The following is a 24598-nucleotide window of genomic DNA, read 5'->3' as shown; positions in this document are numbered from 1 at the left end:
TCAGCGAGGCGCCATGCGGATGGCGCCGTCGAGGCGGATGGTCTCGCCGTTGACGTAGGCGTTCTCGATCAGGAACTGCGCTGTCCGGCCGTACTCGTCGGGCGTACCGAAGCGCTTGGGGTTCGGCACGCTCGCGGCCAGTGACGCCTGGACGTCCTCGCGCAGGGAGTCGAGGAGCGGGGTCTTCATCAGTCCGGGGGCGATGGTGTTCACGCGGATGCCACGGCCGGCGAGGTCGCGTGCGGCGACGATCGTCATGCCGACCACGCCGCCCTTGGAGGCACTGTAGGCGATCTGGCCGATCTGGCCCTCGTACGCCGCCACGGACGCGGTCAGGACGATCACGCCGCGCTCGCCGTCCACCGGCTCGGTCGCCGCCATGGCCGCGGCGCCCAGGCGCAGGGCGTTGTACGAGCCGATCAGGTTGACCCTGATCACCTTGTCGAACCCGGCCAGTTCTCCGGGCTCTCCCTCGCGGTCCACGACCCGGATCGTGTGGTTGATCCCGGCGCAGTGCACCAGGGCCCGCAGCGGACCGGCTTGGCCCGCCGCGGCGACGGCGCCACGGAACTGGTCCTCGTCGGTCACGTCGGTGGGGACGAAGCGGACGCGGTCGCCCAGTTCGTCGGCGGCCTTCTGGCCCGGGGAGGACGGCAGATCGGCGATGACCACATGGGCGCCGGCCGCGGCCAGCCGGTTGACCGTTCCGAGTCCGAGGCCGGACGCACCGCCGGTGACCAGGGCGGACATTCCCTCGATGTGCATTGGAGATCTCCTGATGGTGGAGAAGGGCGTCTTCCAGCACCATACCCGGTGCCAGCTCACCTAGTAAACTATGTCCGTCTTCTGATCATGCCGCGTCGGCGGTCTCCTCCGCCCTCGCGGCGCCCGCCATGTACAGGCGGCCTTCGGCGTCGAGCGCACCACGGTCACCGGTCGCGAACCAGCCGTCGACGATCGGCGGCTCCCCGGCCTGCTCCAGGTAGCCGAGGAACAGCTCCGGTCCCCGGCTGAGGATCTGCCCTTCCCGCCCGGGCGGTACCTCCCGGCCGGCGGAGTCCACGATCCGCACCTCGCTGCCCGGCAGCACACGTCCGGCACCCGCGCCACGCAACTGCAGCGAATCCTTCGGCGACCCCACGGCCACGGTGGGATGCTCCACCCGGCCGTAGCCGCCGTACGCCGCGACCCCGGCACGCTCGGCCTGCTCCACGACCGCTCGCGTGATGGCGCCGAGGATGTGACATTCCGTCACTTCGGCCATGCCTTCACCACTGCGGGCGGCAGCCTCCAGCAGGCCGGTGAGACGGAAGCGGCTCAGGGCGACCGATGTCACGCGATGCCGGCGGACGAGTTCCAGCGCGGTGGTCGCGTCCCAGCGCTCGAGGAACACCGTGGGCAGCCCGGTCACCAGTGCGCGCAGCAGGCTCGTCGTGGCGGTGAGGTCACCCGCACCCGACGGTGCCAGGTGGACGCGCCCGGGGACGACACCCGGCGCGGGCGGCATCGTGGCCAGTTCGGCGAGCAGCGAGGCATGGGTGTGCAGGACGGCCCGCGAAGGCGTCGGCCCGGCGGCCGGGGCGTGCGCGATCAACGCCACCTCGTCCGGGCGGGCGGCCGCCGCCGGGGGCTGTGGTCTGAAGCGTTCGAGAATCTCCCATTCGATGCCGTCGGCGGGCACCCCGGCCGTCGGCCATGTGCCGGGGACCGCGACGACATGCCGGAGCCACGGGAGTCCGTCGGCCGCGTTACGGGCCCGGAGCACGTCGTGCGAGCGCCAGGCCGAGGTGACCAGCGCGACCGCCCGGGATCGCCGCAGCGCGCGCTGCACCTCCTGGGCGCTCCAGGAGAGGTCGAGGGGCATCAGCACCGCGCCGCGCAGCAGGACCGCCGCGTGGGCGACGGCCTCCTCGACCCGGTGCGGCAACTGCACGGCGACCACGTCGCCCCGGCCGATGCCCAAGGCCGCGAATCCCGCGGCGACACTGCACGCGCGCTCGTGGAGTTCCGCGAGAGTCACCTCCGCGACCGAGGCCACGCCGTGGAAGACGAGGCGGACATGGCCGCGCTCCAACGCCGCGACACGGAGACCGACGGACGGGGAGTTCGCCAGGCGTGCCAGGTGGGCCTCGGCCGGCATCGTTTGCTGTGACATCTCGTTCACTCCGCTCTTCCCTTCACGTACCCGCCGGCATCGGCCGCCGGTCGAGTCTGGTCGGAGGCCCTCGTGCACCCTGCGGGGAGCGACCGGGCCCGGAAGTCAGTCGGCGACCCGGTGACGCCGCAGTTCGTGCCGCACCATGCCGTCCAGGTCGGCCGCGGGCGGCTCGGGCAGGTTCACCCGTGGGGCGCGCCTCGTCGGCAGCAGCACGACTGCGACGCCGGGCGTGGTGGTCTGCCCGCGCTGGTTCTCGCACCACACCTGAAGGTGCACCTCGTGACGGCCGTCGGCCTCAAGCTTGCCCACGACCCTTCCCCGCACCCAGGTGGTGTCACCGAGGTAGTTGAACTTGCGGTGCTCGCAGCGCAGCTTCCACAACCAGGCTTCGTCGCCCATCCAGTCGGTGATCGCGTGCACCAGCCAGGTCTCCCGCATACCGCCGTAGTCGTAGGACGTCGGCAGTCCCAGCTCCTGGGCCCGCCGCGGCTCCCAGTGCAGTCGCTGGACGGTGTCGGGCACGTTGAGGGCGTTGGCGGGGTAGAGACCCGGCGCCTTCCTGCGGGTGTTGTACTGGATCCGGAAAGCTCCGGGAGGCGTGAGCTGCATGCCCCAGCCGAGATGCCACACGACGACGTCCGTGGTCGTCAGGGGGCCCTTGACCCGGGGCTGCAGTTCGTCGCCGACACGTACGTCCTCCCAGTAGCGGGGCTCGGAGCCGCGGCGTGTCTCGGCCGCGTAGGCCGCGTCGATCTCCGCCAACTGCCCGGGCGTGTAGGGAGTCTGCTCCAGCTGTTCCTTGGCCCGGTTCTTCGAGGTGTGACGCTCGGCGTTGATCCAGGTACCACGCCGTACGGCGTGCATCCGGCCCTGGCCGTCGGTGTAGAGGAAGTCGTTGGTGACGTGGGCCGTACGACCGCCGAAGCCGGACTTCTTCTCCTCGACGCCCACCTGCGCCTGCAGCACCCGGCAGCGGTCGCCCAGCGCCAGCGGGCGCCACCACTCGAACTCCATCACCGCCTGGTAGGAGCCCAGCCCGGCGAACGGGTCGCCCTTGAGCAGCGCCCTGGTGTCCGCGTCGGGCTTGGGCGCGGCGTCCTCCCCCATCGTGTAGAGGAAGGTCGGCGGGGCCAGGAGCCTGCCCCAACGGGTGCCGGCCGCGTACTCGGGGTCGCAGTACAGCGGGTTGTCGTCGCCGTAGCCGTAGGCGAAGTGACGGGCGGCGTCCCACGTCACCTCGTAGTTGTGCGGGGGGTTCCGCTGCGGCTGTGGCACCCCGAGGCGCCGCCGGGACCTCTCCAGTGCGGCCTCGGTCAAGACGCCGAACGCTTCCTCCCGCACCGTCGACTGCGCGCTGCTCACGTGTCCTTCTCCCTCGTGTCGGCGACTTTCCGCTCTCACATCCTGAACCTACAGAGCTATCATAGTGAACTAGGTTAGAGGAGTCTTGAGCGGTTGGGAACGAGGAGGACAGGGCATGGAGTACGGAATCCCGTGGCAGGGTGCCGAGGTCGCCGCCGAGGCGGAAGCGGCCGGAGTGACGCTGTTCTGCAGTGGTGAGTTCGTGGACCACGAGGCGTACACGACGCTCGCGGAGATGGCGTTCGCCACGCGCACGGCGACGGTGGGCCCCGCGATCGCCTACGCGTTCGCCCGCACCCCCTACGCCCACGCCGCCGCCCTGCGCAGCATGTGGAAGCACGCTCCGGGGCGACTGTTTCTCGGTCTCGGCTCGGGGGCGTACCGCATCAACCGCGACTGGTTCGGCGTCGAGGCGGACCGTCCGGTGGCCCGTATGGCCGACCTCGTCGGCGCCGTGCGGGCCTGGCTGTACGCCGAGAACGGCGAGCCGGTTCGTTACGAGGGCGAGTTCTACCGTGTGGACGCCGACGTGCGCGCGCCGGTGCTGGGCCGTATCGAGGTGCCCGTGCTGCTCGCCGGCTTCAACAAGCAGATGGCCGGAGCCGCCGGGCGGGTCGCGGACGGGGTGATCGGGCACGGCCTGTTCACGCGCAGCTGGTGGGACGAGGTGGTACGACCCTCGGTGGCACGCGGAGCCGACCGGGGCGAACGCGAGAAGCGGCCCGTCGAGCACGGATGGGTGATCACCGCCGTGAACGACGACGACCCCGAGCGTGCCGTCCGTGATGCCCGGCGCATGATCGCCTTCTATCTCACCGTGAAGACGTACGACCCCTATGTCGAGCATCACGGCTGGCAGAAGCCGGTCGAGGAGCTGCGGGAAGCCTTCCGTCGCGGTGACACCGACGGCATGGCCGGAGCGGTCACCGACGAGATGGTCGAGGAGATCGCGATCTGCGGCTCCACTCGGGACGCCCGCGAGGCACTGCGCCGGCGCGGCGACTCACTCGCCCGCGATGCGGCCTATTTCGCGCCCCCGTCCTTCCTTGTCAGCGAGCGCCGCCGGCAGGCCTACGCGCGGGCAAGCCTGGCGCTGCTCGACTGAGTGCACCCCGGGACCGGCTTCCACAGCAGAAGGCCCACCCGGCTCTCCCGGGTGGGCCTCCTCCTCGGTCGCCGCACCGACCGTCACCGTGGTTCGCGTGGCAGCCCCAGGGCCCGCTCGGCCACCACAGTCCGCAGCACCTCGTTGGCCCCGCCCGCGATGGTGTACGCCCGTGCGTACAGGAAGGCGTCCTGCCACCAGCCGTCGGCCACCGAGCCCGAGTCGCCCTCGGTGAGCAGGGCGTCGGTGCCCTGGAGGGCCATGCCGAACTCGGCCAGCGCCAGGTTGGTCTCGCCGAAGAAGATCTTGCCGAGGGGGGCGGCCGCGGGGTCCTCCCTGCCCGCCAGCATCTGCGACTGCTGCAGCTTGTTCATGAGGTTGTTCACGTGTACCCGGGTCGCGAGCCGTCCGATGTCCCGTCGCACGGAGGCGTCGTCGAGCGCGGGCCGCCCCGCGACGGTGGCGTTCGCCGCGACACCGAGAACATCGTCCAGGTACAGGAACAGCTCGGCGGCGTGCCCGGCGACCCCGGTGCGCTCGTGGGCGAGGCTGGACATCGCGACGCGCCAGCCGTCGTCCACCTCGCCGATGACCCGGTCGGCGGGGATCCGCACACCGTCGAGGAAGACCTCGTTGAAGTCCGTGGTGCCGGTGATCTCGCGCAGCGGGCGGATGTCGACACCCGGTGCGCGCATGTCGAGGGCGAAGGCCGTGATGCCCTTGTGCCTGGGGGCCTCCGGGTCGGTTCTGGCCAGCAGGTAGCCGACGTCGGCGTGCTGGCCGTTGGTCGTCCACACCTTCTGGCCGTCCACGACGAACTCGTCGCCCTCACGGCGGGCCCTGGTGCTCAGCGCCGCCAGGTCGCTGCCCGCTCCCGGCTCGCTGAACAACTGGCACCAGATGTCCGCGGCCCCCCGGATGCGGGGCAGGAAGTGGTCCTTCTGCTCCTCCGTGCCGTATTCGATCACGGCGGCCGCGGCGAGCGAAGCGGCGCCGATCGGCTCCCAGGTGCGCGCCCGCGTCAGTTCCTCGGCCACGATGAACGCCTCCAGCGGATGGGCGTCCGGCCTGCCTCCGTACTGCTCGGGCCAGCCGATCCCGAGAAAGCCCTCGGCGTACAGCTGGGCGGTCCAGGCCCGGATCGCCGGAACAAGTTCGGGCTCCGGGGCGCGTACCCCTGTATGCGTCTTGATTCCCGGCGCATGATCGGAGATGAAGGCGCGCACACGGGCCCTGAACGCATCGAGTTCGGGGGAGGTGTCGAGTCGCACGGTGGCCTCCACGGGGGTACCGAGGCCCTCACAGACCTCATCCACTTGGTTAACTTAGTGATAGCATAACCTCTTCATCAGATGGAGCCGTGTGTCGGGTACCGCACCCCGGCGGAGAGAGGGAGCGACGGTGGATTTCGAACCCAGCGACGAGCAGGGGATGCTCCGGGACGTCTCCCGCGCCACCCTCCGGGACCACGCCGGCCCCGATCGGGTACGAGCCCTGATCGACGCCGGCGAGGACGTGGACACCAAGCTGTGGCGGCTGGGGGCGGACCTGGGATGGACGGGTCTCGCCCTGCCCGAGGAGTTCGACGGCGCGGGCCAGGGCCTGACGGAGCTGGCCCTGGTCGCCGAGGAACTGGGACGGGCCGTGGCCCGCGGCCCGTTCCTCACCAGCGCCCTCGTCGGGCTCGCGGTGAGCTGGGACGGCTCCGCCGAGACACGGGCCGAGGTCCTGCCCCTTCTCGCGGCCGGATCGGCCAGTGCAACCTGGGCTTTCGCGGAGGCCGGCGGAGAGTGGAGCACACGGCACCAGTTCACCACGGCCACCCCGCAGCGGGACGGTTTCGTGCTGCGTGGCACCAAGTCCGCCGTCCAGGACGCCGGCAGCGCCCGCTGGCTGCTGGTAGCGGCGCAGCTCGACGGCGAGCCGGCCAACTTCCTCGTCGACCGCCACGCCACGGGTGTCACCGTGCGCCGCCAGCGGTCGCTGGACCTGACCCGCAACCTGTACGAGGTGTCCCTGGACCAGGTGCACGTCCCCTTCGGCAGGCGGCTCGGCGCGGGGCCTGCCGGTGTGAGCCGGCTGCGCGACGCGGGAGCCGTCCTGACGGCCGCCGACGCGCTCGGCGCGGCCGAGTGGCTGTTGAACTCCACCGTCGAGTACGCCAAGGTCCGGGTCCAGTTCGGGCGGCCCATCGGGAGCTTCCAGGCGATCAAGCACAAGGCCGCCGACATGCGCCTGGCCGTCCAGGGCATGCGGGCAGCCGTGTACTACGCCGCCATGGCCGCCGATGCCGGTGCACCGGACGCCTCGCAAGCCGCGAGCACCGCGAAGGCCTTCGCTTCCGAGGAGGCGAGCAGACTCGCCGGCGAGGCCCTGCAGATCCACGGCGGGATCGGCTTCACCTGGGAGCACGACCTCCACCTGTACCTGCGGCGCGTCAAGACCGACGAGGTGCTGTACGGCACCTCCGCCCTGCACTACGAACGCGTGTGCCGGCTGCTGCTGGCGGCCCGGCATCCGGTCTTCCCCTGAGGCCGCGCCATGGACACCGTCGGCCGCCTCGGTCCGCGTGAGCTCGCGGACGAGACCTCCACGGCGCTGGAGCTGACCTCTTCCGGACGCCCGGTGGCCCCGGTGGCCTTCGTCGACCTGGACCAATGGGCCCCGAGCGATCCGTTGCCCGTCCTGGCCGACGAGCCGCGCCGTGTACTGATCGGAGTGACCAATGCCTCCTTGCCGGACCGCCTCGCGCCGCTCCTGCGCGAGCTGACGTTCACGCTCGTGCCGACCGGGGAGGACGGCGGCGGCGCCGAGCGGGTGGGTGTCGACGACCCCTGGGCGACCGCCGAGCACATCGCCGAGTACACGGCCCTCGCGCCCAGGGCCGCGGTGACACTGACCGGTCTCCTCCGGCTCACCGAACAGCTGCCGGTCGCCGAGGGCCTGACCGCCGAGTCCCTGTCCTACTCGATGCTGCTGGCCGGCCCCGAGTTCGCGGCCTGGCGCGCCCGCACTCCGCGACGACCGGTGCCCGACCATCCCGAACCGGTCCTGGTCTCCCGGGACGGATCGCTCCTGCGCGTCGTCCTCAACCGGCCGCAGCGCCACAACGCCTTCAGCCGGGACGTGCGGGACGGCCTTGTCGAGGCGCTCGACCTCGCCCGTCTCGACCCGACGATCGCCGAGGTGGAGCTGAGCGGCAACGGGCCGTCGTTCTGCAGCGGCGGCGACCTCGACGAGTTCGGTACGGCCCCCGACGTGTCGACCGCACATCTGATCCGCGTCCGCCGGAGTGCCGGCCACGCGGTGCACCGGGCGGCCGGCCGCGTCCGGGTCCGCGTGCACGGCGCCTGCATCGGCGCGGGCATCGAGGTCCCGGCGTTCGCGGACCGGGTCGAATCCGCCCGCGACGCCTACTTCCAGCTCCCCGAACTGCGCATGGGACTGGTTCCCGGGGCGGGGGGCACGGTGAGCGTGACGCGGCGCATCGGGCGGTGGCGCACCGCCTACCTGGTCCTCAGCGGTGTGCCGATCGACGCGCGCACCGCGTTGGAGTGGGGCCTGGTCGACACCTGCGGGGGATGCTGACAGCACCGGCCACATGCGGGTCGGGGGGGGGGGGGGGGGGGCCCGCGGCCCCCCCCCCCCCCCCCCCACGGCCGACCCCCCGCGCCCCCCCCCCCGGCCCGCGCACCCCCCCCCCCAGCGGGTGGGGGGGGGCGGGGGCCCCCCCGGGGGGGGGAGGCCCCCCCCCCCCCCCCCGGGGGCGCCCCCCCGGGGCCGCCCCCCCCGGCCCCCGACCCGCATGCTCAGACCTCGTCCGCGCCGGAGCGCAGCCGGGTGACGACATGGCGCCGCACCAACTTGCCCGTCGGCGTCCTCGGAAGTTCGTCCCAGATCTCGATGCGGTCCGGCGTCTTGCTCCCGCGCAGCGCCTCGCGGACGAACCCGCGCAGCTCATCGGGCTCGGCAGTGGTGCCGGGCCGTACCACGACCACGGCCTCGATGCGCTGTCCCCATTCGTCGTCGGGTACGCCCACCACGGCGACGTCCTGGACGGCCGGGTGTCGCATGAGCACGTCCTCGATCTCCGCCGGGGCGATGTTCTCCGCACCACGGATGATGGTGTCGTCCGCACGGCCCGCGATGAACAGGTAGCCGTCCTCGTCCAGGTAACCGTGGTCCCGGGTGTCGAAGAAGCCACGGGCGTCGACGGCCTTGCCGTGGCCCACGTACTCGGCGGAGACCTGCTCGCCCCGTACGCAGACGCGGCCCTTCTGTCCCGGCGGAAGCAGACGGTCGTCGTAGTCGCGGATCTCCAGCTCGACCGCGGGCACCGGGCGGCCGACCGAGGCCAGCCGGGCGCGCACGACAGGGGCGTCACTGACCAGCGCGGCCCGGTGGTCCTCGGGACCGAGGACCGCGATGGTGGAACTCGTCTCGGTCAGGCCGTAGGCGTTGACGAAGCCGACATGCGGCCAGGTCCGCAGCGCCCGCTCGATCACCACCGACGGCATCGGCGCCCCGCCGTACGCGAGGCCGCGCAGGGCCGGCAGCGTCTTGTCGGCGCCGCTGTCCACGATCCGGGCCAGCATCGTGGGCACCACCATGGCGTTCGTGATGCCTTCGTCCCGCACCAGCCTCAGCCACTCCTCGGGCGTGAAACGCTCGAGCACGACCGTCCTGCGACCGGCGTAGAGGTTCGTCAGGACATTCGCCACGGCCGCGATGTGGTACGGCGGCACGCTCATCAGCGCCGCCTCGTCCGGCTCGGCGGAGGCGAACTCGACCGTGCCCAGCACATAGGAGACCAGGTTGGCGTGGCGGAGCAGCACACCCTTGGGGGCCGAGGTGGTACCGCTGGTGTAGATGATGACCGCCGGGCTGTCCGGCTCGGTGAATATCTCCTCGGCGTCCGTCACGTCGGCCTCTCGGGCGGCACGCAGCCACTCCTCGGACGTGTGGGCCCGCAGTCCGGCGCGCTCCAGCGCCTCCAGTCGGTCAGGGCCCGCGATCCCCAGCGCCTTGGGGTGGTTCGCCAGGAGCAGGGCGAGCTGTTCCTCGCCCAGGCGGTAGTTCACCGGAACGAGCGGTACACCGGCCCGGGCGGCCGCACACAGGGCGACCGGGAAGGCGGGGCCGTTCACATCGAGGAAGAGCAACGCGTCCGCACCCGCCTCGCGGATGCCGGCGGCGGCCGCGAGGGAGCAGGCTCGCAGCTCCGCCGCGGTCAGACCACCGTCCCGGCGGCCGGTGACCACCCGATCCGCGAAACCCTCGGCTGCCATGTCGAGCAGCATCGTCACGTTCACTGCAGGCTCACCTCCCGCCGGTCAGTCGGAGGCCGGGAGCGCCTTGGCGGCCTTGACCGGCAGCGGACGCCCGTCCACGGCGAGCGTGCCCTGCCCGGGCTTGGTGCACAGGAGCTCCAGACCGAGTTCGTCGTCCGCGTAGCGTTTGCCGAGCAGCGTCCCGTCGGCCTGCGTGGGATCCGGCACCCCCGTGACGGCTGCCTTCTCACGTGTGTCGCACATCTCCGCGCCACCGCAGGTGATCCTCACGTCCGCGTCGGGGGCCCGGACGACGATGACGGCCGTCTCGTCGACGATGCTGGCGAGTGTCTGCCCGACTCGTGGCTTCACTGTGACTCCCAAGGTGTGCGTTTCATTCTTGGCGGCTCGGCCGGATCGTGCACCTCTGCTCCGGGCGGAGGTGACTCCGGCCGCGTCGGCTGCGGCTCATGCGGAAACCGACGCGGTCTGGACTTCTGGGGGCCGCCCGTCAGGACGAGGAGACGGGAGGTGCGGGGCGGTCCGGGCTCGTGGTCATCCGCCCGAGGGCCGGCCGTCCCCACTGCCGGCCGGGAGCGGGACGCACCGGTGGTCATGCCGCTCCGTCCGCGGCCAGCGAGGCCCGTACGAGGTCGAGCAGCTCGACGCGGCTGACCTTGGACGACGGCGTCCGGGGCAGGGCGTCGACGACCAGGATATGGGCAGGGACCTCGTACGGCGTGAGTACCTCACGGCAGGACGTGGTCAGCTCCTGCGCGGTGGGCGGTATGCAGCCGGGCCGCAGCTCGACGGCGGCCACCGGCACATGGCCCAGGCGGGCGTCGGGCAGCGCGGCGACGGCGGCCTCGTGAACGGCGGGGTGGCGTTCGAGGGCCCGGCGTACCTGGTCCGGCTGGACCTTGAAGCCACCCCTGATGATCGCGTCGTCCGCCCGCCCGTGGATCCACAGGAACCCGTCCTCGTCGAGCCGGGCCAGGTCACTGGTGCGTACCCAGGCGTCGCTCCCGTCGGGCGACTGCGCGGTACGGATCTCCAGGTGGCCCACTTCACCGGGCTCGACGCCGGTCCCGTCGCCCTCGACGACGCGCATCTCGACGCCCGGAAGGGGGCGCCCGGCGCTGCCCGCCTTGGTCTCCCACCACTTCTCGTGCAGCGGGAGCGTCCAGGCGGCGACAGCCCCGGCGAACTCCGTGGCTCCGTACGTCATCAGAACGCGGGTGCCGTACGTGCGGAAGAAAGCGTCCGCGAGTTCGGGCGGGCAGTAGGTGGTGCCGCAGGTGACGACGCGGAGACTGGACAGCCTCTGCGGCGGCACCTCGGCGTCGAGGACGGCACGCAGCGCGGCCGGGACCAGTCCGGCGGCCGGCGGCCGGTGCCGCTCGACCGCGCGTACCCAGGGCTCCAGCGCGAAGCGGCGCAGAAGGACGAGACGGCGACCCGCGTAGAGGCCCGAGACGGCGCTCCACAGTCCGCCGATGTGCACGAGCGGCGTGGTCACAAGGCTCACGCCGGAGCGCAGCAGCACACCTTTCTTCGGGCTCTGTCCGCTGGATTCCAGGGCCGTGTCGAACTGCCGGTCGAGGAGGCGGACGCGCTTGGGCGGGCCGGTCGTACCGGAGGTGAGCATCTCGACGGAGACGCCCGGCGCGGTCTCGGCGTCCGGACGGGGCCTGCCTCCGGCGGGCGCCACGCTCCCGTCGGGTGCAAGGCGAAGGCCCAGCCCCGTTCCGGTGACCGCGTCCAGTACGCCCTCCTCGGCCAGCACGCCGGGGGACGCGACGACCACGGGCAGCCCACTGCGGGTGATGTCGGCGGCCAGCCGCTCGGGGGGCTGCAGCGGGCTCAGGGTGACGACGCATCTGCCGGTGGCGAGCACCGAGCAGACGACGGCGAGGTGCTCGGGCCGGTTCTCGAGAACGACCCCGACCCGCGCTCCGGGTCCCAGACCCGCTTCCGTCAGCAACGTGTCGAGACGCCGAGCGGTCGAGCGCAGCGCGCCCCAGTGCCACCACGCTTCCTCGAACTCCACGGCTCGGGCGTCCGCGGGAGCCTTGCCCAGCAGTTCGGCCAGGCGACTGCGAGCGCCCATAGGCCACCTCCATTTCCAGAGAAAGCATACTGAGATAACTATGTCTGGGAAAGCCTGCGCCCCAACGAGTGCGCGGCCGAGGGGTCGCCGCGCTCGCCGTCACCCCGTCGCGAGCAGTTCGACGATCGTGGCGTTGGCCATACCGCCGCCCTCGCACATGGTCTGCAGGCCGTAGCGGATGCCGTTGTCCCTCATGTGATGGACGAGGGTGGTCATCAGACGGGCCCCCGAGGCGCCCAGCGGATGGCCGATGGCGATCGCGCCGCCGTTGGGGTTGAGCCGCCCCGGGTCGGCTCCGGTCTCGGCGAGCCACGCCATCGGTACGGGCGCGAAGGCCTCGTTGACCTCGAAGGCGCCGATGTCGTCGATGGACAGCCCGGAGCGGGCCAGGGCCTTGGCCGTGGCGGGGATCGGCGCGCCCAGCATGAGCACCGGGTCGTCGCCCGCGAGCACGGCCGTGTGCACGCGGGCGATGGGCGCTAGGCCCAGCTGTGCGGCCTTCTGCGAGGTCATCATGAGCAGCGCCGCGGCACCGTCACTGATCTGCGAGGAGTTGCCGGCGTGGATGGTGCCGTCCTCCTTGAAGGCCGGCCGCAGCCCCGCCAGCTTCTCGGCGCTCGTCCCTCGCCTGAGGCCCTCGTCGGTGGCGAACACCGTGCCGTCGGCGAGAGTGACCGGAGCGAGCTGGCCCTGGAAGAGGCCCTTGTCGGTCGCCTGCGCGAGTCTGGCGTGCGAGGCGGAGGCGAACTCGTCCATTTCCGTGCGGCCGAGCCCCCACTTCTCGACCATCATCTCGGCACCGACGCCCTGGTTGAAGCTCCTGCCGTAGCGCTCCTGCACGAGCGGACCGCCGGCCCTGCCCAACTCGGGGTCCCGCACCGAGGACCCGATGGGCACGGCGCTCATCATCTCCACGCCGCCGGCGACGGCCACGTCGTACTGCCCGGAGATCAGTCCCGCCGCCGCGAAGTGCACCGCCTGCTGGGACGAGCCGCACTGGCGGTCGACAGTGGTGGCCGGAACCGACTCCGGCCAGCCGGCCGCGAGGACGCCCATGCGGGCCACGTTGTTGGCCTGCTGCCCCACCTGCTGCACACAACCCCAGACGACGTCGTCGACGAGGGCCGGGTCGACCCCGGTGCGCTCGATCAGCGCCCGGAGCACATGAGCGGACAGATCGGCGGCGTGCCGGTCTGCGAGGGATCCGTTCCGCCTGCCGACCGGAGTTCGGACCGCGTCGACGATGACGGCGTCACGTGTGGACATAGAGCAGCCTCCTCGCTCACAACAACTGTAGGTTAGTTTACTAGGTCACCTATGCTGACTCCAGAGCCGGTCCGCTGACATCGCGACCGCGACGCAGCGACCAGATGCCGGAACGACGTGCGAGAGGACCAGTGACATGCGAATCGGGATGCCGATGGCCTACAGCGGAGGGTTCGCGGAAACGGCCGACGCGCTCGTCGACTATGAGCGAGTGGGGCTCGACATCGTCTTCGTCCCGGAGGCGTACAGCTTCGACTCGGTGAGTCAGCTCGGCTATCTGGCGGCGCGGACGCACAGCGTCCAGCTCGCCTCGGGCATCCTCAACATCTACTCCCGCACGCCTTCACTGCTCGCCATGACGGCGGCAGGCCTGGACTACGTCTCAGGCGGGCGTTTCACCCTGGGGCTCGGCGCCTCCGGCCCACAGGTCGTCGAAGGCTTCCACGGGATCCGGTACGACGCTCCCCTTGCCCGTACCCGGGAGGTTGCGGAGATATGCCGCAAGGTCTGGCGCCGCGAACCGGTGGTCCACGACGGACCGCGTTACCACCTGCCCCTCGGCTGGGAGCACGGCGGCTCGGGCGCGGGCAAGGCGCTGAAGCTCATCAATCACCCGGTCCGCAAGCGCGTCCCCATGGTCCTGGCGGCGCTCGGGCCGAAGAACGTCGCCCTCGCCGCCGAACTCTTCGAGGGCTGGGAACCGATCTTCTATCACCCCGAGGGCGCACGAGCCGCTTTCGGCGATGCTCTCGCCACGGGAACGGCTCGCCGCGCACCCGAACTGCCGCCGCTCGACATCGTCGTGGACACGCACGTCGCGATCACGGAGAACCCCGCCGAGCGCGCCGCTGCCGAACAACAGGTGCGCGAGCATCTGGCCCTGTACGTGGGCGGCATGGGTGCCAAGGGCAGGAACTTCTACAACGACCTGGCCTGCCGATACGGCTTCGAGAAGGCCGCGGCGGAGGTCCAGAGACTCTTCCTCGACGGCCGCAAGGCCGAGGCAGCCGCCGCCGTACCCGAGGAGCTGGTGCGCGGCGTCTCGCTGATCGGCCCGCCCGGCTGGGTCGAGGAACGCGTCGCCGCATTCAGGGAGAGCGGTGCGACCACCCTGAACGCCAAGCCGCTGGCCGCCACCCACGAGCGCCGTGTCCTCGACGTGGCCGCCCTGAAGGAGCTGAGCGCATGAGTGCCACGGCACGCGGACCGCTCGCCGGGGTCCGGGTACTCGAACTCGCCGGCCTCGGTCCGGCGCCCATGGCCTCGCTGCTGCTGTCCGAACTCGGCGCCGACGTCGTCCGTGTGGACCGTCCCGTCCCCTCCCCCGTCTCCGACTTCCTGGAGCGGGGTCGCCGGTCGATCGTCGTCGACCTCAAGCACCCCGACGGAGCGGAGACGGTGCTGCGCCTCGCGGAGCGAGCGGACGTCCTGATCGAGGGACTTCGACCGGGCGTCGCCGAACGCCTCGGTATCGGCCCGGACGCCGTCCACGCCCGCAACCCCTGCCTGGTGTACGGCCGGATGACCGGCTGGGGGCAGCACGGACCACGGGCGGCCACGGCCGGCCATGACATCAACTACATCTCCCTCACCGGCGCGCTGGCGGCGATCGGCCGGGCCGGCGGGCCGCCCCAGGTACCGCTCAACCTGCTCGGCGACTTCGGCGGAGGTTCGCTGTATCTGGTCGTGGGAGTCCTCGCCGCGCTGCACCACTCCCGTGTCACCGGCGAGGGCCAGGTCGTGGACGCGGCCATCGTCGACGGCGTCACGCATCTCGCGGCGATGGTCTGGGCCGAGCGCCGGCACAACGGCTGGAGCGACGAACGCGGCAGCAACATGCTCGACACCGGCTCCCCCTACTACGACGTGTACGCCACCGCCGACGGCGGCTGGATGAGCGTGGGCGCCCTGGAGCCGAAGTTCTACGCACAGTTCGTCGCACTCCTGGGCGTGCCGGAATGGGCCGACTCGCAGCACGACCGTGCGGTGTGGCCGCGGATGCGGGAGGCGTTCGCCGCCTGCTTCGGCACGCGTACGCGCGCCGAATGGGAGAAGGTCTTCGACGGCACGGACGCCTGCGTGACCCCGGTGCTCAACTGGCCGGAGGCGGAACGCGATCCGCACTTGGCGGCCCGGAGCGCGCATGTGGCCGTCGAGGGAGGAACAGTCCCCGCGCCGGCGCCGCGCTTCTCCGCCACACCGACCCGTGCCGCAGGACCGCGGACGGTACCCGGCACGCACAGTCTGGAGGTGCTGGAGGAGTGGCGTGTGCGGGGAGCCCGGGAACTGTTGTCGGGCGGGGCCGTCGTACAGCGGCCGGGTACTTGGTGACCGGCCGAATCCCGGCCGCGGCCCCGGAAGACGGTCGCCTCAGCCGTTGAAGAAACCCGCCTCACACTGTTCCAGGCGCCGAGTGGCCTTCCAGTGCGGAGGCGGGCCCGGTACCTCCCGCGCCGCGCCGAGGCGGCGCAGGTGCGCCAGGATCACCAGCGCCCGCGAGACCGTCGCTCGCAGCGGGAAGCCGCGCAGCCCCTCCAGGGTGCCGGAGCGCCGCAGTCGCCCGGCCAACCGCCACGCGGTGACGGGGCCCTCACGCAGCGCCGACGCCGCCACCGCCGTGCGGGTCGCGTGACCGTGACGCAGTTCCCCGACGCGCGTCGCGAGATCGGCGTAGTGGTGCTCGTGGGCGGGCAGGACGAGGTCCGGCTCCATGCTCACCAGCGGCTCCAGGGTTCCCAGGTAGTCCCCCAGGGGGTCGTCGTTGTCGTCCCGCGGCTCGTACATCCCCACCGTGGTCCGCGGCAGCAGGTGGTCCCCGGCCAGCAGCACGCGGTGACGCGGCTCCCAGAAGCAGAGGTGTCCCGGAGTATGGCCAGGTGTCCACAGCGCGGTCAGGTCCCAGCCGGGGACCTCAGGCCGCTCACGGTCGGCCAGATGCCGGTCCGGGAGTGCGGCGTCCACCCCGGGACGCCGTCCGAGGTCGTCGAGCGCCCTCGTCACGGCCTCCTCCGGCGCCCCGGCCCTGCGCAGCAACGCCGCGAGCCGCAGGGCGGGATCACTGCGGAACTGGGAAAGGCCGACGGCGTCGAGCGCATGCAGGGCCACCCAGGCGCCGGACGCCTCGCGAATGCGCGGGGCGAGGCCGTAGTGGTCGAGGTGGGAGTGGGTCACCAGAACACCTCGGACGTCCTCGACCCGAGTGCCCAGAGCCTTCAGTCCGGCCGCCAGCGCGCCCCAGCCCTCTTCGGTGTCCCAGCCCGCGTCCACGAGGTAGGGGCCCGCGTCGGTCTCCAGCACGTACACCAGGACGTGGCCGGGAGGACCCGGCAGGGGGATCGGAAGGCTCCACAGGCCGGGCCGCACCCGCGTGAGGCCGGGCCGGCCGCCCTTCACCGGCCGCCCTGTCCCGGAAAGCCGGTCACCGTCTCTGGACATGACCCCCCCTCTCGACATAGACAACCTAGTAAACCATCGTGGTCCAACCCATGAGGCCGTAAGGAGCATTCATGACCCGCCTCCCCCGCCCCGCCCCCGGCGACCCGGGCTCGGCCCGCGATGCCGCGGCTCTCCTTCTGCGCGCGACTCTCGGACCCATGCTGATCGCCCACGGCTGGAACAAGATCGCCGGGCCTGGAGGGCTTGCCGGCACGACAGGCTGGTTCGAGGCACTCGGACTCAGGCCCGCCGCCGTCCACGCACGGCTGGCCGCCGGCACGGAGATCGCCGCGGGCGCGGGTCTGGCGCTCGGGATCGCCGCGCCCCTGCCCGCGGCCGGAGCGGTCGGGCTGATGGCCGTCGCGGCGGCGACCGACCACCGGGGCAAGGGGTTCTTCGTCTTCAAGGGCGGCTGGGAGTACGTCGGGGTCGTGGGCGGCGCCGCGGTGGCGCTGGCCGCGCTGGGGCACGGGCGGTACTCCCTGGACGCCGCTCTGCGCCGGGGCAGGTCCGGCGGCGGTGCGGCACTCGCCGCCACGGGCCTGGGCCTCGCGGGCGCGGCCGCACTGCTCATCGCTTGCCACCGGCCCGACCGCGAGGCCGAGGAGACGGAAAGAGCATCCGGGGAGTCAGCCTCGATCTCTTGATCAACCCCGCCGGCCGGGCCTTCAGCCATCCAAACGGTTGACTGAGCATCTGGGCCTTCGCGTGCGCCGACAGTACGAAGAACAAGGGATACAAAGACGAAACACCTCGTTGACACCGACCTCCAGGCCATGGATCGTAGCCCCAGACCAGGCCGCGCGAGGCCATCGGTCAAACAACCGGTTGGTTGAGATGGAGTACCCGTGAGCACACCCGCCACCCCCGTCATCCTCGATCTGTCCGACCCGGCGAGCTTCGCCGACGGCGTTCCGCACCAGACTTTCGACCGGCTGCGGCAGGAGGATCCGGTGCACTGGACGCCGGCCGCCACCGGAACCCTCAAGGACGGGTTCTGGTCACTGACACGGGCGCGCGACATCGCCGAAGTCTCCAAGGACACCGAGAACTTCACGACCACGCGCGGCGTGATGTATCCGATCAACAAGGATCTGCTCGAACAGGAGAGCGACAGCATCCTGACTTTGGATCCGCCCCGCCACACGCGGCTGCGGCAGATCGTGGCCAAGTCCTTCAGTCCGCGTGTCGCGAGCCGCTTCGAGAGCTGGATCCGCGAGACCACGGTGAACACCCTCCAGGAGGTCCGCGGCGAGGAGGCTTTCGAGTTCGTCGAGGCCGTCGCCTCCGCGATCCCCGCCCTGGTCATCGGGCAGGTGATGGGAGTTCCTCGCGACGATCGCCCGCGGCTCGTGGACTGGGGCAACGACATCCTCGCCATGGACAAGTCCGACGGGCCCGAGCGCCAGTTCAGGGCACTGGGAGAGGTGGCGCAGTACGCCTTCGAACTGCGGGAGCTCAAGCGCCGCAGCCCCGGACCCGATGTGATCTCCGAGCTGGTCAACAAGACCGACGCGGGCGCCGAGCTGACCGACAGCGAATACCGGTGGTGGGTGATCACCCTCTTCGTCGCCGGGTTCGAGACCACGCACACGGCACTGGGCCAGATCGTCCGGCTACTGCTGGAGGACACCGGAATCCGGGAGCAGGCGCGTGCCGCCGTCGCGGAGGGCCGTTCCGCCGAGCTGGTGGAGGAGTTCCTGCGCTACATCACACCTGCCATGGGCTTCGCCCGCACCGCCAAGCGTGACCTGGACATCGGCGGGCAGCGCGTGGCCGGGGGCGACCTGTTGCTGATGTGGTACGTCGCGGCCAACCGCGACCCGGAGGTGTTCGACGACCCCCACCGCTTCGACTCCCGCCGCAGCCCGACCGGCCATATGACGTTCGGCGGCGGAGGGCCGCACAACTGCCTCGGCAGTCACATCGCCCGCCTCGAACTGCGGATCTTCCTGGAGGAGTACTTCGCCCTGGAGTCCGGGCTCCGGCTGGACGGGACACCGCAGCGCGGCTGGAGCACCAGCATCAACCGGCTGGAGAAGCTGCCCGTCGCCTGGGCATGACACGCACCGAGCAAGGAGCAAGCCCCGATGAAGGTCCATGTCGACACGGACAAGTGCGCCCTGCACGGCCAGTGCAGCTTCGCCGCACCGGAGGTCTTCGACTTCGACGAGAACGACGACCTCGTCTACGACGCCACACCCGACGACTCCCAGCGGGCCGCGGTCGAACAGGCTCTGCGCGCCTGCCCCGTGCTCGCCATCGAGATCCAGGGGTAGGCAGCGGCCGCGCAGAACCATGCTCGCCGCGGGAACTCAGACCACTGTGTCCTAGTTAACCAAGATAGGCAGGTATTCGTAGCTAGCTATCTCGGTACCGGCGCCGTAGCCTGGCCGCAAGCGAGGGACCGCCCCGGTCCGCGCTCTCCGCTCCCGCCGGCCTGGACGAGGCCCCTTGGAGGAGCCGACGCGATGAACACGACAGACCTGAGGACCTCTCATCCGCATTCCGACTTCCGGTTCACCGGTTCGGGTCCGGCGGGACAGGGACTCAACAGATACGACCGGCTGCGGCGCGAGCATTCGGTCCTGCGGATCGAGGAGCCCGGGGGTGCGTACTGGGTGGTCCTCAAGCGCGAGCTGATCCGCTCGTGCCTGCAGGATCCGGACACGTTCTCCAGCAGCGCCATCACGCCGCTGAACCCGGACCCGCCCGTCAGCATGATCCCGATCCAGCTCGACCCACCGGAGCACCGCCCCTGGCGGCACCTCCTCGCGGGCTGCTTCGCCCCCAGGCGCATGGCCGCGCTCAGGCCACGGCTGGAACGCGGCTGCCGGGAACTGATCGACTCGATCGAGGGCCAGGACGGGTGCGACTTCGTGCGGGAGTTCGCCACCCGCTTCCCCACGGTCGTGTTCCTGGAACTGGTCGGCCTGCCGGCCTCGGAGCTGGACACCTTCCTCGCCTGGGAGCACGAGATTCTCCGCCCCGGCGACGACGGTCCGGCCGGCGCCACCCGGTACCTGTCCGGGGTCGCGGCGGTGCGGGCCTACTTCACGCAGGTGCTCGCCGAGCGCAGAGCGTCGGGCGGGGGCGGTGACGACATCGTCGGCCAGGCGCTGACCTGGGAGCTGGGCGGACAGCCCATCCCGGACGAGGCCCTGCTCAACTGTCTCTTCCTGTTGTTCCTGGCCGGCCTCGACACGGTGACCAACACCCTGGCCTTCGCCCTGTACCACCTGGCGACGCACGACGCGGACCGGCGGCAGGTCGCCGCGACGGCCCGCGCCCGACTTCCCATGGGCGACGTCGTCGAAGAGCTCCTGCGGTACTACGCGATTCCCGAGGTGGCCCGCAAGGTCACCCGGGACGTGGAGTTAGCCGGCCACCGGTTCCGTGCCGGAGACATGGTGCTGTTCCCGCTCGTCTCGGCCAACCGCGACGAAGAGGGACTCGAGGAGGCGGGGCGGGTCCGCTTCGACCGCGGGCGGCCGGCGGCGCACTTCGCCTTCGGCGCCGGACCGCACCGCTGCCTCGGCTCCCACCTGGCGCGCGAGGAACTCACCGTCGCACTCGGGGAATGGCACCGGCGCCTGCCCGACTACCGCCTTGATCCGGACGCCGCCGTCATCGAGACCTGGGGCGCCGTCCACAGTCTCGACAGCCTGCCCCTGCGCTTCACCACCACCGAGGACTTCCGATGAAAGCCGTGGTCGACCCCAACCTGTGCTCCGGACACGCCCGCTGCAACGCGACGGCTCCGGAGGTCTTCCAGCTGGACGAACTCGGCTACGCCGCGCTCGCGTCCGGCGGGGACGCCACCATCGCCCCGGAGCACGAGGAGGCCGCCCGGGACGGCGCCCTGGCCTGCCCCGAGCGGGCCATCACCCTCATCGGTCCGACCACCACCCCCCAGATCCGCGAAACGAAAGCAAAGCCATGACCACCGCGACAGACCGCACCCCACCAGCCGTCCACCTACGGATCGGCGACCGACGCCTGAGCGAGGGGTCCGGTGGCGCGTTCGACCACATCAACCCCGTCACCGGCACTTCGCATTCGGTGATTCCGCTGGCCGGGCCGGCCGAGGTCGACCAAGCGGCACGCGCCGCACACGAGGCGTTCGCGAGCTGGCGCCGCACCCGGCCGGCCGTACGGCGCAAGCTGCTGCTGAGGCTTGCGGATCTCATCGAGGCGCACGGCGAGGAGTTCGCCCGCCGCGGCACTCTGGACAACGGCACGCCGTTCGCGTCCGGTGCCCGGTTCGTCGGGCTCTCGGCCGAGTGGACGCGCTACTACGCCGGCTGGGCCGACAAGATCGGCAGTGATGTCACCGCCTCCTTCGGGCAGGACGGGGAGTTCGGCTACACCCTCGCCCAGCCGTACGGCGTCATAGGCGTCGTCATCACCTGGAACGGGCCGCTCATCTCGCTGGCCATGAAGATTCCGGCAGCGCTGGCGGCAGGCAACACCGTCGTCGTCAAGCCGTCCGAACTGACCCCGTATTCGGCGGAGTTGTTCGCCGACCTGGTGGAGCAGGCCGGTTTCCCGCCCGGCGTCGTCAACATCCTGCCGGGCACCGCGGCGGCGGGCGAGGCGCTGGTCTCCCATCCCCTGGTGGAGAAGGTGACCTTCACCGGAGGCCCGGACACCGCCCGGCGGATCCTGCGCAGCTGCGCCGAGTCCATGAAGCCGGTGGTCCTGGAACTCGGCGGCAAGTCGGCCAACATCCTGCTGGAGGACGCCGACCTGGACGCCGCCTGCACCCGGGGCACCCTCCTGTCCATCGGTGCGCTCACCGGCCAGGGCTGCGCCTTCCCCACCCGCATGCTCGTGCAACGCAGGATCTACGAGGCGGCGGTCGAGAAGGTCGCCGCCATCGCCAGGACCATCACCAGCGGGGACCCTTTCGACCCGAGGACGGTCTCCGGCCCGCTGATCAACGAGGCCGCCCTGACCCGCGTCCTCGGCATGATCGAGAAGGCGAAGGCCGACGGGGCCCGCCTGGTGACGGGCGGCTCCCGCATCGAGGGCGACCTGGCGAACGGGTACTTCATCGAGCCGACCGTGTTCGCCGACGTCGACCCGTACTCCGAGCTGGGCCAGCGCGAGGTCTTCGGGCCGGTGCTGTCGATCATCCCCTTCGACACCGACGACGAGGCGATCGAGATCGCCAACTGCACCCCGTTCGGGCTGTCCGCCTACCTGTACACCCAGCAGTTGCAGCGCGCCCACCGCATCGCGGAGGAGCTCGTCACCGGCGAGGTCCTCGTCAACGGCGCCGGCAACCTCGGCGTGCACCGGCCCTTCGGCGGATGGGGCATCAGCGGCGTGGGCAAGGAGGGCGGCCGCGAGGGCTTCGAGGAGTTCCTGCGGACCAAGAGTGTGGCCATCGGATTCACAGGGGTGTCGGCATGACCGAAACGGTGAACTGGTCCCTGGAGGGCAAGGTCGCGATCGTCACCGGAGCCGCGCCCGGCGGCATCGGGGAGACGTACGCCCGTACGCTCGCCGCCGCGGGAGCCGCCGTGGTCTGCGCCGACGTCCGCGACGACGGGGCGCAGAAGGTCGCCGCCGACCTGGAGGAGGCCGGCCTCCAGGCGCTCGGCGCGGGCGTCGACATCACCGACCCGGAATCGGTGGAGGCGCTGACCCGCGCGACCGTCGAGCGGTTCGGCGGGATCGACATCCTGGTCAACAACGCCGCGCTGATGGCGACGCTGCACCGGGGCCCGGTCCTGGAGTGCGCGTACGACCACTGGAAGCTCGCCATGGACGTCAATCTCAACGGGGCCTACCTGATGACCCGCAGCGTCGTCCCGCACATGCGCGAGCGTGGCGGCGGCCGGATCGTCAACCAGACCTCCGGCGGGGCCTTCCCGGCAGCGACTCTCTACGGCATCACGAAGATCGCCCTGGTCGGGCTGACCACCACGCTCGCCCGTGATCTGGGGCCGTCGCGGATCACCGTGAACGCGATCGCGCCGGGGCTGGTCGAGAGCGAGGCCGGGAAGGCGCTGGTGCCGGAGGGCTCCGCGTTCCGCGAGGCGATGAAGAGGGTCGTCGCGATGCAGGCCTTCGCCGCACCGGAGGAGCTCGCCGGCCCGCTCCTCCTGCTGACAGCCCCGGCGGGCAACTGGATCACCGGGCAGGTCCTGCACGTCGACGGAGGCTGGATCCTGCGTCCCTGACGGTTCGGCACGGCACAGTTCGCCACGGGTCCCGCGCATGCGTGCGCGGGACCCGTGGCCGTCTCGCCGGACTCCGGGAGGGACGCCCCTTGCACAAAGATGAATCGCGGTTCATGATTAAGCTGAGCAATGGTTCACATTACGCGAGGAGCCGCCATGCCCATCAAGACCGCTCTCGTCACCGGCGCTTCGTCAGGAATCGGCGAAGCGACGGCCATCAAACTGCACGAACTCGGATACACCGTCTACGGCGCCGCGAGGCACGAGGGCGGACTCGCCGACGTGGCCGCCGCCGGTGTCATCCCCCTGATCATGGACGTCTCGGACGACGAGTCGATGCTGGCCGGATTCCGGCAGATCATCGCCGAGACGGGCCGCATCGACGTCCTGGTCAACAGTGCCGGCTACGGCTCCTACGGGGCCGTCGAGGACGTCTCGATGGAGGAGGCCCGCCGCCAGGCAGAAGTGAACGTCTTCGGCGCGATGCGGCTGGCCCAGCTGGCGCTGCCGTACATGCGCGAGCAGCGCGGCGGGAAGATCGTCAACGTCACCTCGATGGGCGGGAAGTTCTACTCGCCGCTGGGCGGCTGGTACCACGCCAGCAAGTACGCCCTCGAAGCCCTCAGCGACTGCCTGCGCCTGGAGACCAGGCCCTTCGGTATCGACGTCGTCATCATCGAGCCCGGCAACATCAGAACGGGGGGCAACGTCGTCACGGCCGCCAAACTGCAGGAAGCCTCCGGGACGGGCCCCTACGCCACCCAGGCCACCGCCGTGCTCGCCGCCTTCACCTCGGAGGCGAACGCCCGGCGCGAGTCCCCGCCGTCCGTCATCGCGGAGGCCGTCGCCAAGGCCGTCACCGCCCGCAGGCCCAAGACCCGGTACGCCGCCGGATTCGGGGCCCGCCCCTTGATCACCCTGCGCGGAATCATCTCGGACCGGGCTTTCGACGGCCTGATGAACCGGGCCGTCGGCATGCCTCGCAGCCGGGCTTGAGGGAGGCGGCCGGAACCAGGGGCCGACGGTGCGCCGGCCCGCTGGTGCTCATCCGAGCAGCATCCGTGCTTCCGGGCCGAGGGGCCACCTGCGGTACCCGGCCGCCGTGATGTCGGCCTGTACCGCGTTCTCGGTGGCGTCCGACGGATAGCCGGATGTCATGACGCCCTCGTAGAAGGTTCCGGCGGCACCGTGGCTGTTGTCCCCACCGATGCCGAGGATGATCGCACCCTCCTTCTTCATCGGGTTGTAGCCCGCGACATTGGGGCGCGGTCCGCTGTAGAGGGTCGACACACCGCCCGACCGTGCATTGCCGCCTCGGATGGCCCAGTGGTTGGACTCGCCCTTGATGACGGCGGTCAGGTAGCGGTTGCCTATCGACGGGTCGTTCGCGTTGTAGTGCTGGTTCACGCCGGAGAACAGGCCGTTCTCGAGGTCGGCCATGATCCAGGGGACGTTGCCGGATCCGTAGCCCCAGACCTTGATATCGAACACCGCCCGAAGCTTCGGACATCCCGAGCATAGGAATCTCACAGCGGCCGTCAATACCCGCCGCGGGACTCACACGGGCGGGCCCCGCGCCACCAGCCATGACCGGCCATGGAGCGTCGGACTTGCATTAACGTGAACCGAGGTTCATAGTAGTTGATGAACCCAAGTTCACCTTACCTCCAGGAACCCTCATGACCAAGACCGCTCTGGTCA

22 protein-coding genes and 1 pseudogene are annotated in these 24598 nt (G+C 71.1%); 13 read left to right on the top strand and 10 right to left on the bottom strand.

The window, feature by feature from the left end:
* From ACFZB3_RS48005 to ACFZB3_RS47995, 3 genes are all read right to left on the bottom strand, one after another.
* Nucleotides 1–765 carry an SDR family NAD(P)-dependent oxidoreductase gene (locus ACFZB3_RS48005; RefSeq protein ID WP_391389816.1) on the bottom strand — a complete coding sequence of 255 codons (765 nt, stop codon included), beginning with the start codon at nucleotides 763–765 and terminating at the stop codon, nucleotides 1–3.
* A gap of 85 nt (nucleotides 766–850) precedes the next feature.
* On the bottom strand, nucleotides 851–2155 hold the full coding sequence (locus tag ACFZB3_RS48000; protein ID WP_391389814.1) for an AMP-binding protein: 1305 nt from the start codon (nucleotides 2153–2155) through the stop codon (nucleotides 851–853).
* Nucleotides 2156–2260: 105 nt separating this feature from the next.
* Nucleotides 2261–3520 carry a MaoC family dehydratase N-terminal domain-containing protein gene (locus ACFZB3_RS47995; RefSeq protein WP_391389812.1) on the bottom strand — a complete coding sequence of 420 codons (1260 nt, stop codon included), beginning with the start codon at nucleotides 3518–3520 and terminating at the stop codon, nucleotides 2261–2263.
* A gap of 115 nt (nucleotides 3521–3635) precedes the next feature.
* Between ACFZB3_RS47995 and ACFZB3_RS47990 the strand changes: the two genes are divergently transcribed.
* Nucleotides 3636–4625 carry an LLM class flavin-dependent oxidoreductase gene (locus tag ACFZB3_RS47990; protein ID WP_391389810.1) on the top strand — a complete coding sequence of 330 codons (990 nt, stop codon included), beginning with the start codon at nucleotides 3636–3638 and terminating at the stop codon, nucleotides 4623–4625.
* Between the two features lie 83 nt (nucleotides 4626–4708).
* Here ACFZB3_RS47990 and ACFZB3_RS47985 read toward each other — a convergent pair whose 3' ends face one another.
* A complete protein-coding gene (locus tag ACFZB3_RS47985; RefSeq protein ID WP_391389808.1) occupies nucleotides 4709–5941 on the bottom strand; it encodes an acyl-CoA dehydrogenase family protein in 1233 nt (410 codons plus the stop codon).
* An 85-nt stretch (nucleotides 5942–6026) separates the two neighbouring features.
* Here ACFZB3_RS47985 and ACFZB3_RS47980 point away from each other — a divergent pair, with 85 nt between their 5' ends.
* On the top strand, nucleotides 6027–7157 hold the full coding sequence (locus ACFZB3_RS47980; protein WP_391389806.1) for an acyl-CoA dehydrogenase family protein: 1131 nt from the start codon (nucleotides 6027–6029) through the stop codon (nucleotides 7155–7157).
* A 9-nt stretch (nucleotides 7158–7166) separates the two neighbouring features.
* Nucleotides 7167–8213, top strand: a complete 1047-nt coding sequence (locus ACFZB3_RS47975; RefSeq protein ID WP_391389804.1) for an enoyl-CoA hydratase-related protein — start codon at nucleotides 7167–7169, stop codon at nucleotides 8211–8213.
* Nucleotides 8214–8434: 221 nt separating this feature from the next.
* Here the strand turns inward: ACFZB3_RS47975 and ACFZB3_RS47970 are convergent, their stop codons facing one another.
* The 4 genes from ACFZB3_RS47970 to ACFZB3_RS47955 all read right to left on the bottom strand — a co-directional run bounded on the left by ACFZB3_RS47970 (nucleotide 8435) and on the right by ACFZB3_RS47955 (nucleotide 13271).
* A complete protein-coding gene (locus tag ACFZB3_RS47970; RefSeq protein ID WP_391389802.1) occupies nucleotides 8435–9937 on the bottom strand; it encodes an AMP-binding protein in 1503 nt (500 codons plus the stop codon).
* Between the two features lie 21 nt (nucleotides 9938–9958).
* Nucleotides 9959–10267: a hypothetical protein gene (locus ACFZB3_RS47965; protein WP_391389800.1), complete on the bottom strand. Its 309-nt coding sequence runs from the start codon at nucleotides 10265–10267 to the stop codon at nucleotides 9959–9961.
* Between the two features lie 241 nt (nucleotides 10268–10508).
* Nucleotides 10509–12005: an AMP-binding protein gene (locus ACFZB3_RS47960; RefSeq protein ID WP_391389798.1), complete on the bottom strand. Its 1497-nt coding sequence runs from the start codon at nucleotides 12003–12005 to the stop codon at nucleotides 10509–10511.
* Nucleotides 12006–12104: 99 nt separating this feature from the next.
* A complete protein-coding gene (locus tag ACFZB3_RS47955; protein ID WP_391389796.1) occupies nucleotides 12105–13271 on the bottom strand; it encodes an acetyl-CoA C-acyltransferase in 1167 nt (388 codons plus the stop codon).
* 136 nt (nucleotides 13272–13407) lie between these two features.
* Between ACFZB3_RS47955 and ACFZB3_RS47950 the strand changes: the two genes are divergently transcribed.
* The gene (locus tag ACFZB3_RS47950) at nucleotides 13408–14460 is read left to right on the top strand and encodes an LLM class F420-dependent oxidoreductase (protein WP_391389794.1); all 1053 of its coding nucleotides are present in this window, start codon (nucleotides 13408–13410) and stop codon (nucleotides 14458–14460) included.
* On the top strand, nucleotides 14457–15602 hold the full coding sequence (locus ACFZB3_RS47945) for a CoA transferase (protein WP_391389792.1): 1146 nt from the start codon (nucleotides 14457–14459) through the stop codon (nucleotides 15600–15602). Before ACFZB3_RS47950 ends, ACFZB3_RS47945 begins: the two co-directional genes overlap by 4 nt.
* A 39-nt stretch (nucleotides 15603–15641) precedes the next feature.
* Here ACFZB3_RS47945 and ACFZB3_RS47940 read toward each other — a convergent pair whose 3' ends face one another.
* The gene (locus ACFZB3_RS47940) at nucleotides 15642–16706 is read right to left on the bottom strand and encodes an MBL fold metallo-hydrolase (RefSeq protein WP_391389790.1); all 1065 of its coding nucleotides are present in this window, start codon (nucleotides 16704–16706) and stop codon (nucleotides 15642–15644) included.
* Between the two features lie 71 nt (nucleotides 16707–16777).
* On the opposite strand from ACFZB3_RS47940, the gene ACFZB3_RS47935 reads away from it, so the two are divergent.
* The 8 genes from ACFZB3_RS47935 to ACFZB3_RS47900 all read left to right on the top strand — a co-directional run bounded on the left by ACFZB3_RS47935 (nucleotide 16778) and on the right by ACFZB3_RS47900 (nucleotide 23893).
* Nucleotides 16778–17353: a DoxX family membrane protein gene (locus ACFZB3_RS47935; protein ID WP_391389788.1), complete on the top strand. Its 576-nt coding sequence runs from the start codon at nucleotides 16778–16780 to the stop codon at nucleotides 17351–17353.
* Nucleotides 17354–17554: 201 nt separating this feature from the next.
* On the top strand, nucleotides 17555–18769 hold the full coding sequence (locus tag ACFZB3_RS47930; protein ID WP_391389786.1) for a cytochrome P450: 1215 nt from the start codon (nucleotides 17555–17557) through the stop codon (nucleotides 18767–18769).
* A gap of 27 nt (nucleotides 18770–18796) precedes the next feature.
* Nucleotides 18797–18985 carry a ferredoxin gene (locus tag ACFZB3_RS47925; protein ID WP_391389784.1) on the top strand — a complete coding sequence of 63 codons (189 nt, stop codon included), beginning with the start codon at nucleotides 18797–18799 and terminating at the stop codon, nucleotides 18983–18985.
* Nucleotides 18986–19177: 192 nt separating this feature from the next.
* Nucleotides 19178–20410, top strand: coding sequence for a cytochrome P450 (locus ACFZB3_RS47920; RefSeq protein WP_391389782.1), 1233 nt, complete (start codon nucleotides 19178–19180; stop codon nucleotides 20408–20410).
* On the top strand, nucleotides 20407–20649 hold the full coding sequence (locus tag ACFZB3_RS47915; protein WP_391389780.1) for a ferredoxin: 243 nt from the start codon (nucleotides 20407–20409) through the stop codon (nucleotides 20647–20649). Before ACFZB3_RS47920 ends, ACFZB3_RS47915 begins: the two co-directional genes overlap by 4 nt.
* Nucleotides 20646–22124, top strand: a complete 1479-nt coding sequence (locus tag ACFZB3_RS47910; RefSeq protein WP_391389778.1) for an aldehyde dehydrogenase family protein — start codon at nucleotides 20646–20648, stop codon at nucleotides 22122–22124. Before ACFZB3_RS47915 ends, ACFZB3_RS47910 begins: the two co-directional genes overlap by 4 nt.
* Nucleotides 22121–22897: an SDR family oxidoreductase gene (locus ACFZB3_RS47905; protein ID WP_391389776.1), complete on the top strand. Its 777-nt coding sequence runs from the start codon at nucleotides 22121–22123 to the stop codon at nucleotides 22895–22897. Before ACFZB3_RS47910 ends, ACFZB3_RS47905 begins: the two co-directional genes overlap by 4 nt.
* Before the next feature lie 156 nt (nucleotides 22898–23053).
* Nucleotides 23054–23893: an oxidoreductase gene (locus ACFZB3_RS47900; RefSeq protein ID WP_391389774.1), complete on the top strand. Its 840-nt coding sequence runs from the start codon at nucleotides 23054–23056 to the stop codon at nucleotides 23891–23893.
* 93 nt (nucleotides 23894–23986) lie between these two features.
* Here the strand turns inward: ACFZB3_RS47900 and ACFZB3_RS47895 are convergent.
* Nucleotides 23987–24382: pseudogene (locus tag ACFZB3_RS47895) on the bottom strand (arabinofuranosidase catalytic domain-containing protein); the annotation flags it as partial.
* Nucleotides 24383–24598 lie beyond the last annotated feature (216 nt).

Origin of the sequence: Streptomyces sp. NPDC008092 (assembly GCF_042957285.1) — a bacterium.
Taxonomy (GTDB): Bacteria; Actinomycetota; Actinomycetes; order Streptomycetales; family Streptomycetaceae; genus Streptomyces.
Note: the sequence above shows the minus strand (reverse complement) of the source record. Positions and strands in the feature narration are given on the sequence as shown.

Coding starts and splice junctions, on each gene's coding strand:
- ACFZB3_RS48005 (WP_391389816.1), bottom strand. CDS start 765: ATGCACATCGAGGGAATGTCCGCCCTGGTCACCGGCGGTGCGTCCGGC.
- ACFZB3_RS48000 (WP_391389814.1), bottom strand. CDS start 2,155: ATGTCACAGCAAACGATGCCGGCCGAGGCCCACCTGGCACGCCTGGCG.
- ACFZB3_RS47990 (WP_391389810.1), top strand. CDS start 3,636: ATGGAGTACGGAATCCCGTGGCAGGGTGCCGAGGTCGCCGCCGAGGCG.
- ACFZB3_RS47975 (WP_391389804.1), top strand. CDS start 7,167: ATGGACACCGTCGGCCGCCTCGGTCCGCGTGAGCTCGCGGACGAGACC.
- ACFZB3_RS47960 (WP_391389798.1), bottom strand. CDS start 12,005: ATGGGCGCTCGCAGTCGCCTGGCCGAACTGCTGGGCAAGGCTCCCGCG.
- ACFZB3_RS47955 (WP_391389796.1), bottom strand. CDS start 13,271: ATGTCCACACGTGACGCCGTCATCGTCGACGCGGTCCGAACTCCGGTC.
- ACFZB3_RS47950 (WP_391389794.1), top strand. CDS start 13,408: ATGCGAATCGGGATGCCGATGGCCTACAGCGGAGGGTTCGCGGAAACG.
- ACFZB3_RS47945 (WP_391389792.1), top strand. CDS start 14,457: ATGAGTGCCACGGCACGCGGACCGCTCGCCGGGGTCCGGGTACTCGAA.
- ACFZB3_RS47940 (WP_391389790.1), bottom strand. CDS start 16,706: ATGTCCAGAGACGGTGACCGGCTTTCCGGGACAGGGCGGCCGGTGAAG.
- ACFZB3_RS47935 (WP_391389788.1), top strand. CDS start 16,778: ATGACCCGCCTCCCCCGCCCCGCCCCCGGCGACCCGGGCTCGGCCCGC.
- ACFZB3_RS47925 (WP_391389784.1), top strand. CDS start 18,797: ATGAAGGTCCATGTCGACACGGACAAGTGCGCCCTGCACGGCCAGTGC.
- ACFZB3_RS47920 (WP_391389782.1), top strand. CDS start 19,178: ATGAACACGACAGACCTGAGGACCTCTCATCCGCATTCCGACTTCCGG.
- ACFZB3_RS47915 (WP_391389780.1), top strand. CDS start 20,407: ATGAAAGCCGTGGTCGACCCCAACCTGTGCTCCGGACACGCCCGCTGC.
- ACFZB3_RS47910 (WP_391389778.1), top strand. CDS start 20,646: ATGACCACCGCGACAGACCGCACCCCACCAGCCGTCCACCTACGGATC.
- ACFZB3_RS47905 (WP_391389776.1), top strand. CDS start 22,121: ATGACCGAAACGGTGAACTGGTCCCTGGAGGGCAAGGTCGCGATCGTC.
- ACFZB3_RS47900 (WP_391389774.1), top strand. CDS start 23,054: ATGCCCATCAAGACCGCTCTCGTCACCGGCGCTTCGTCAGGAATCGGC.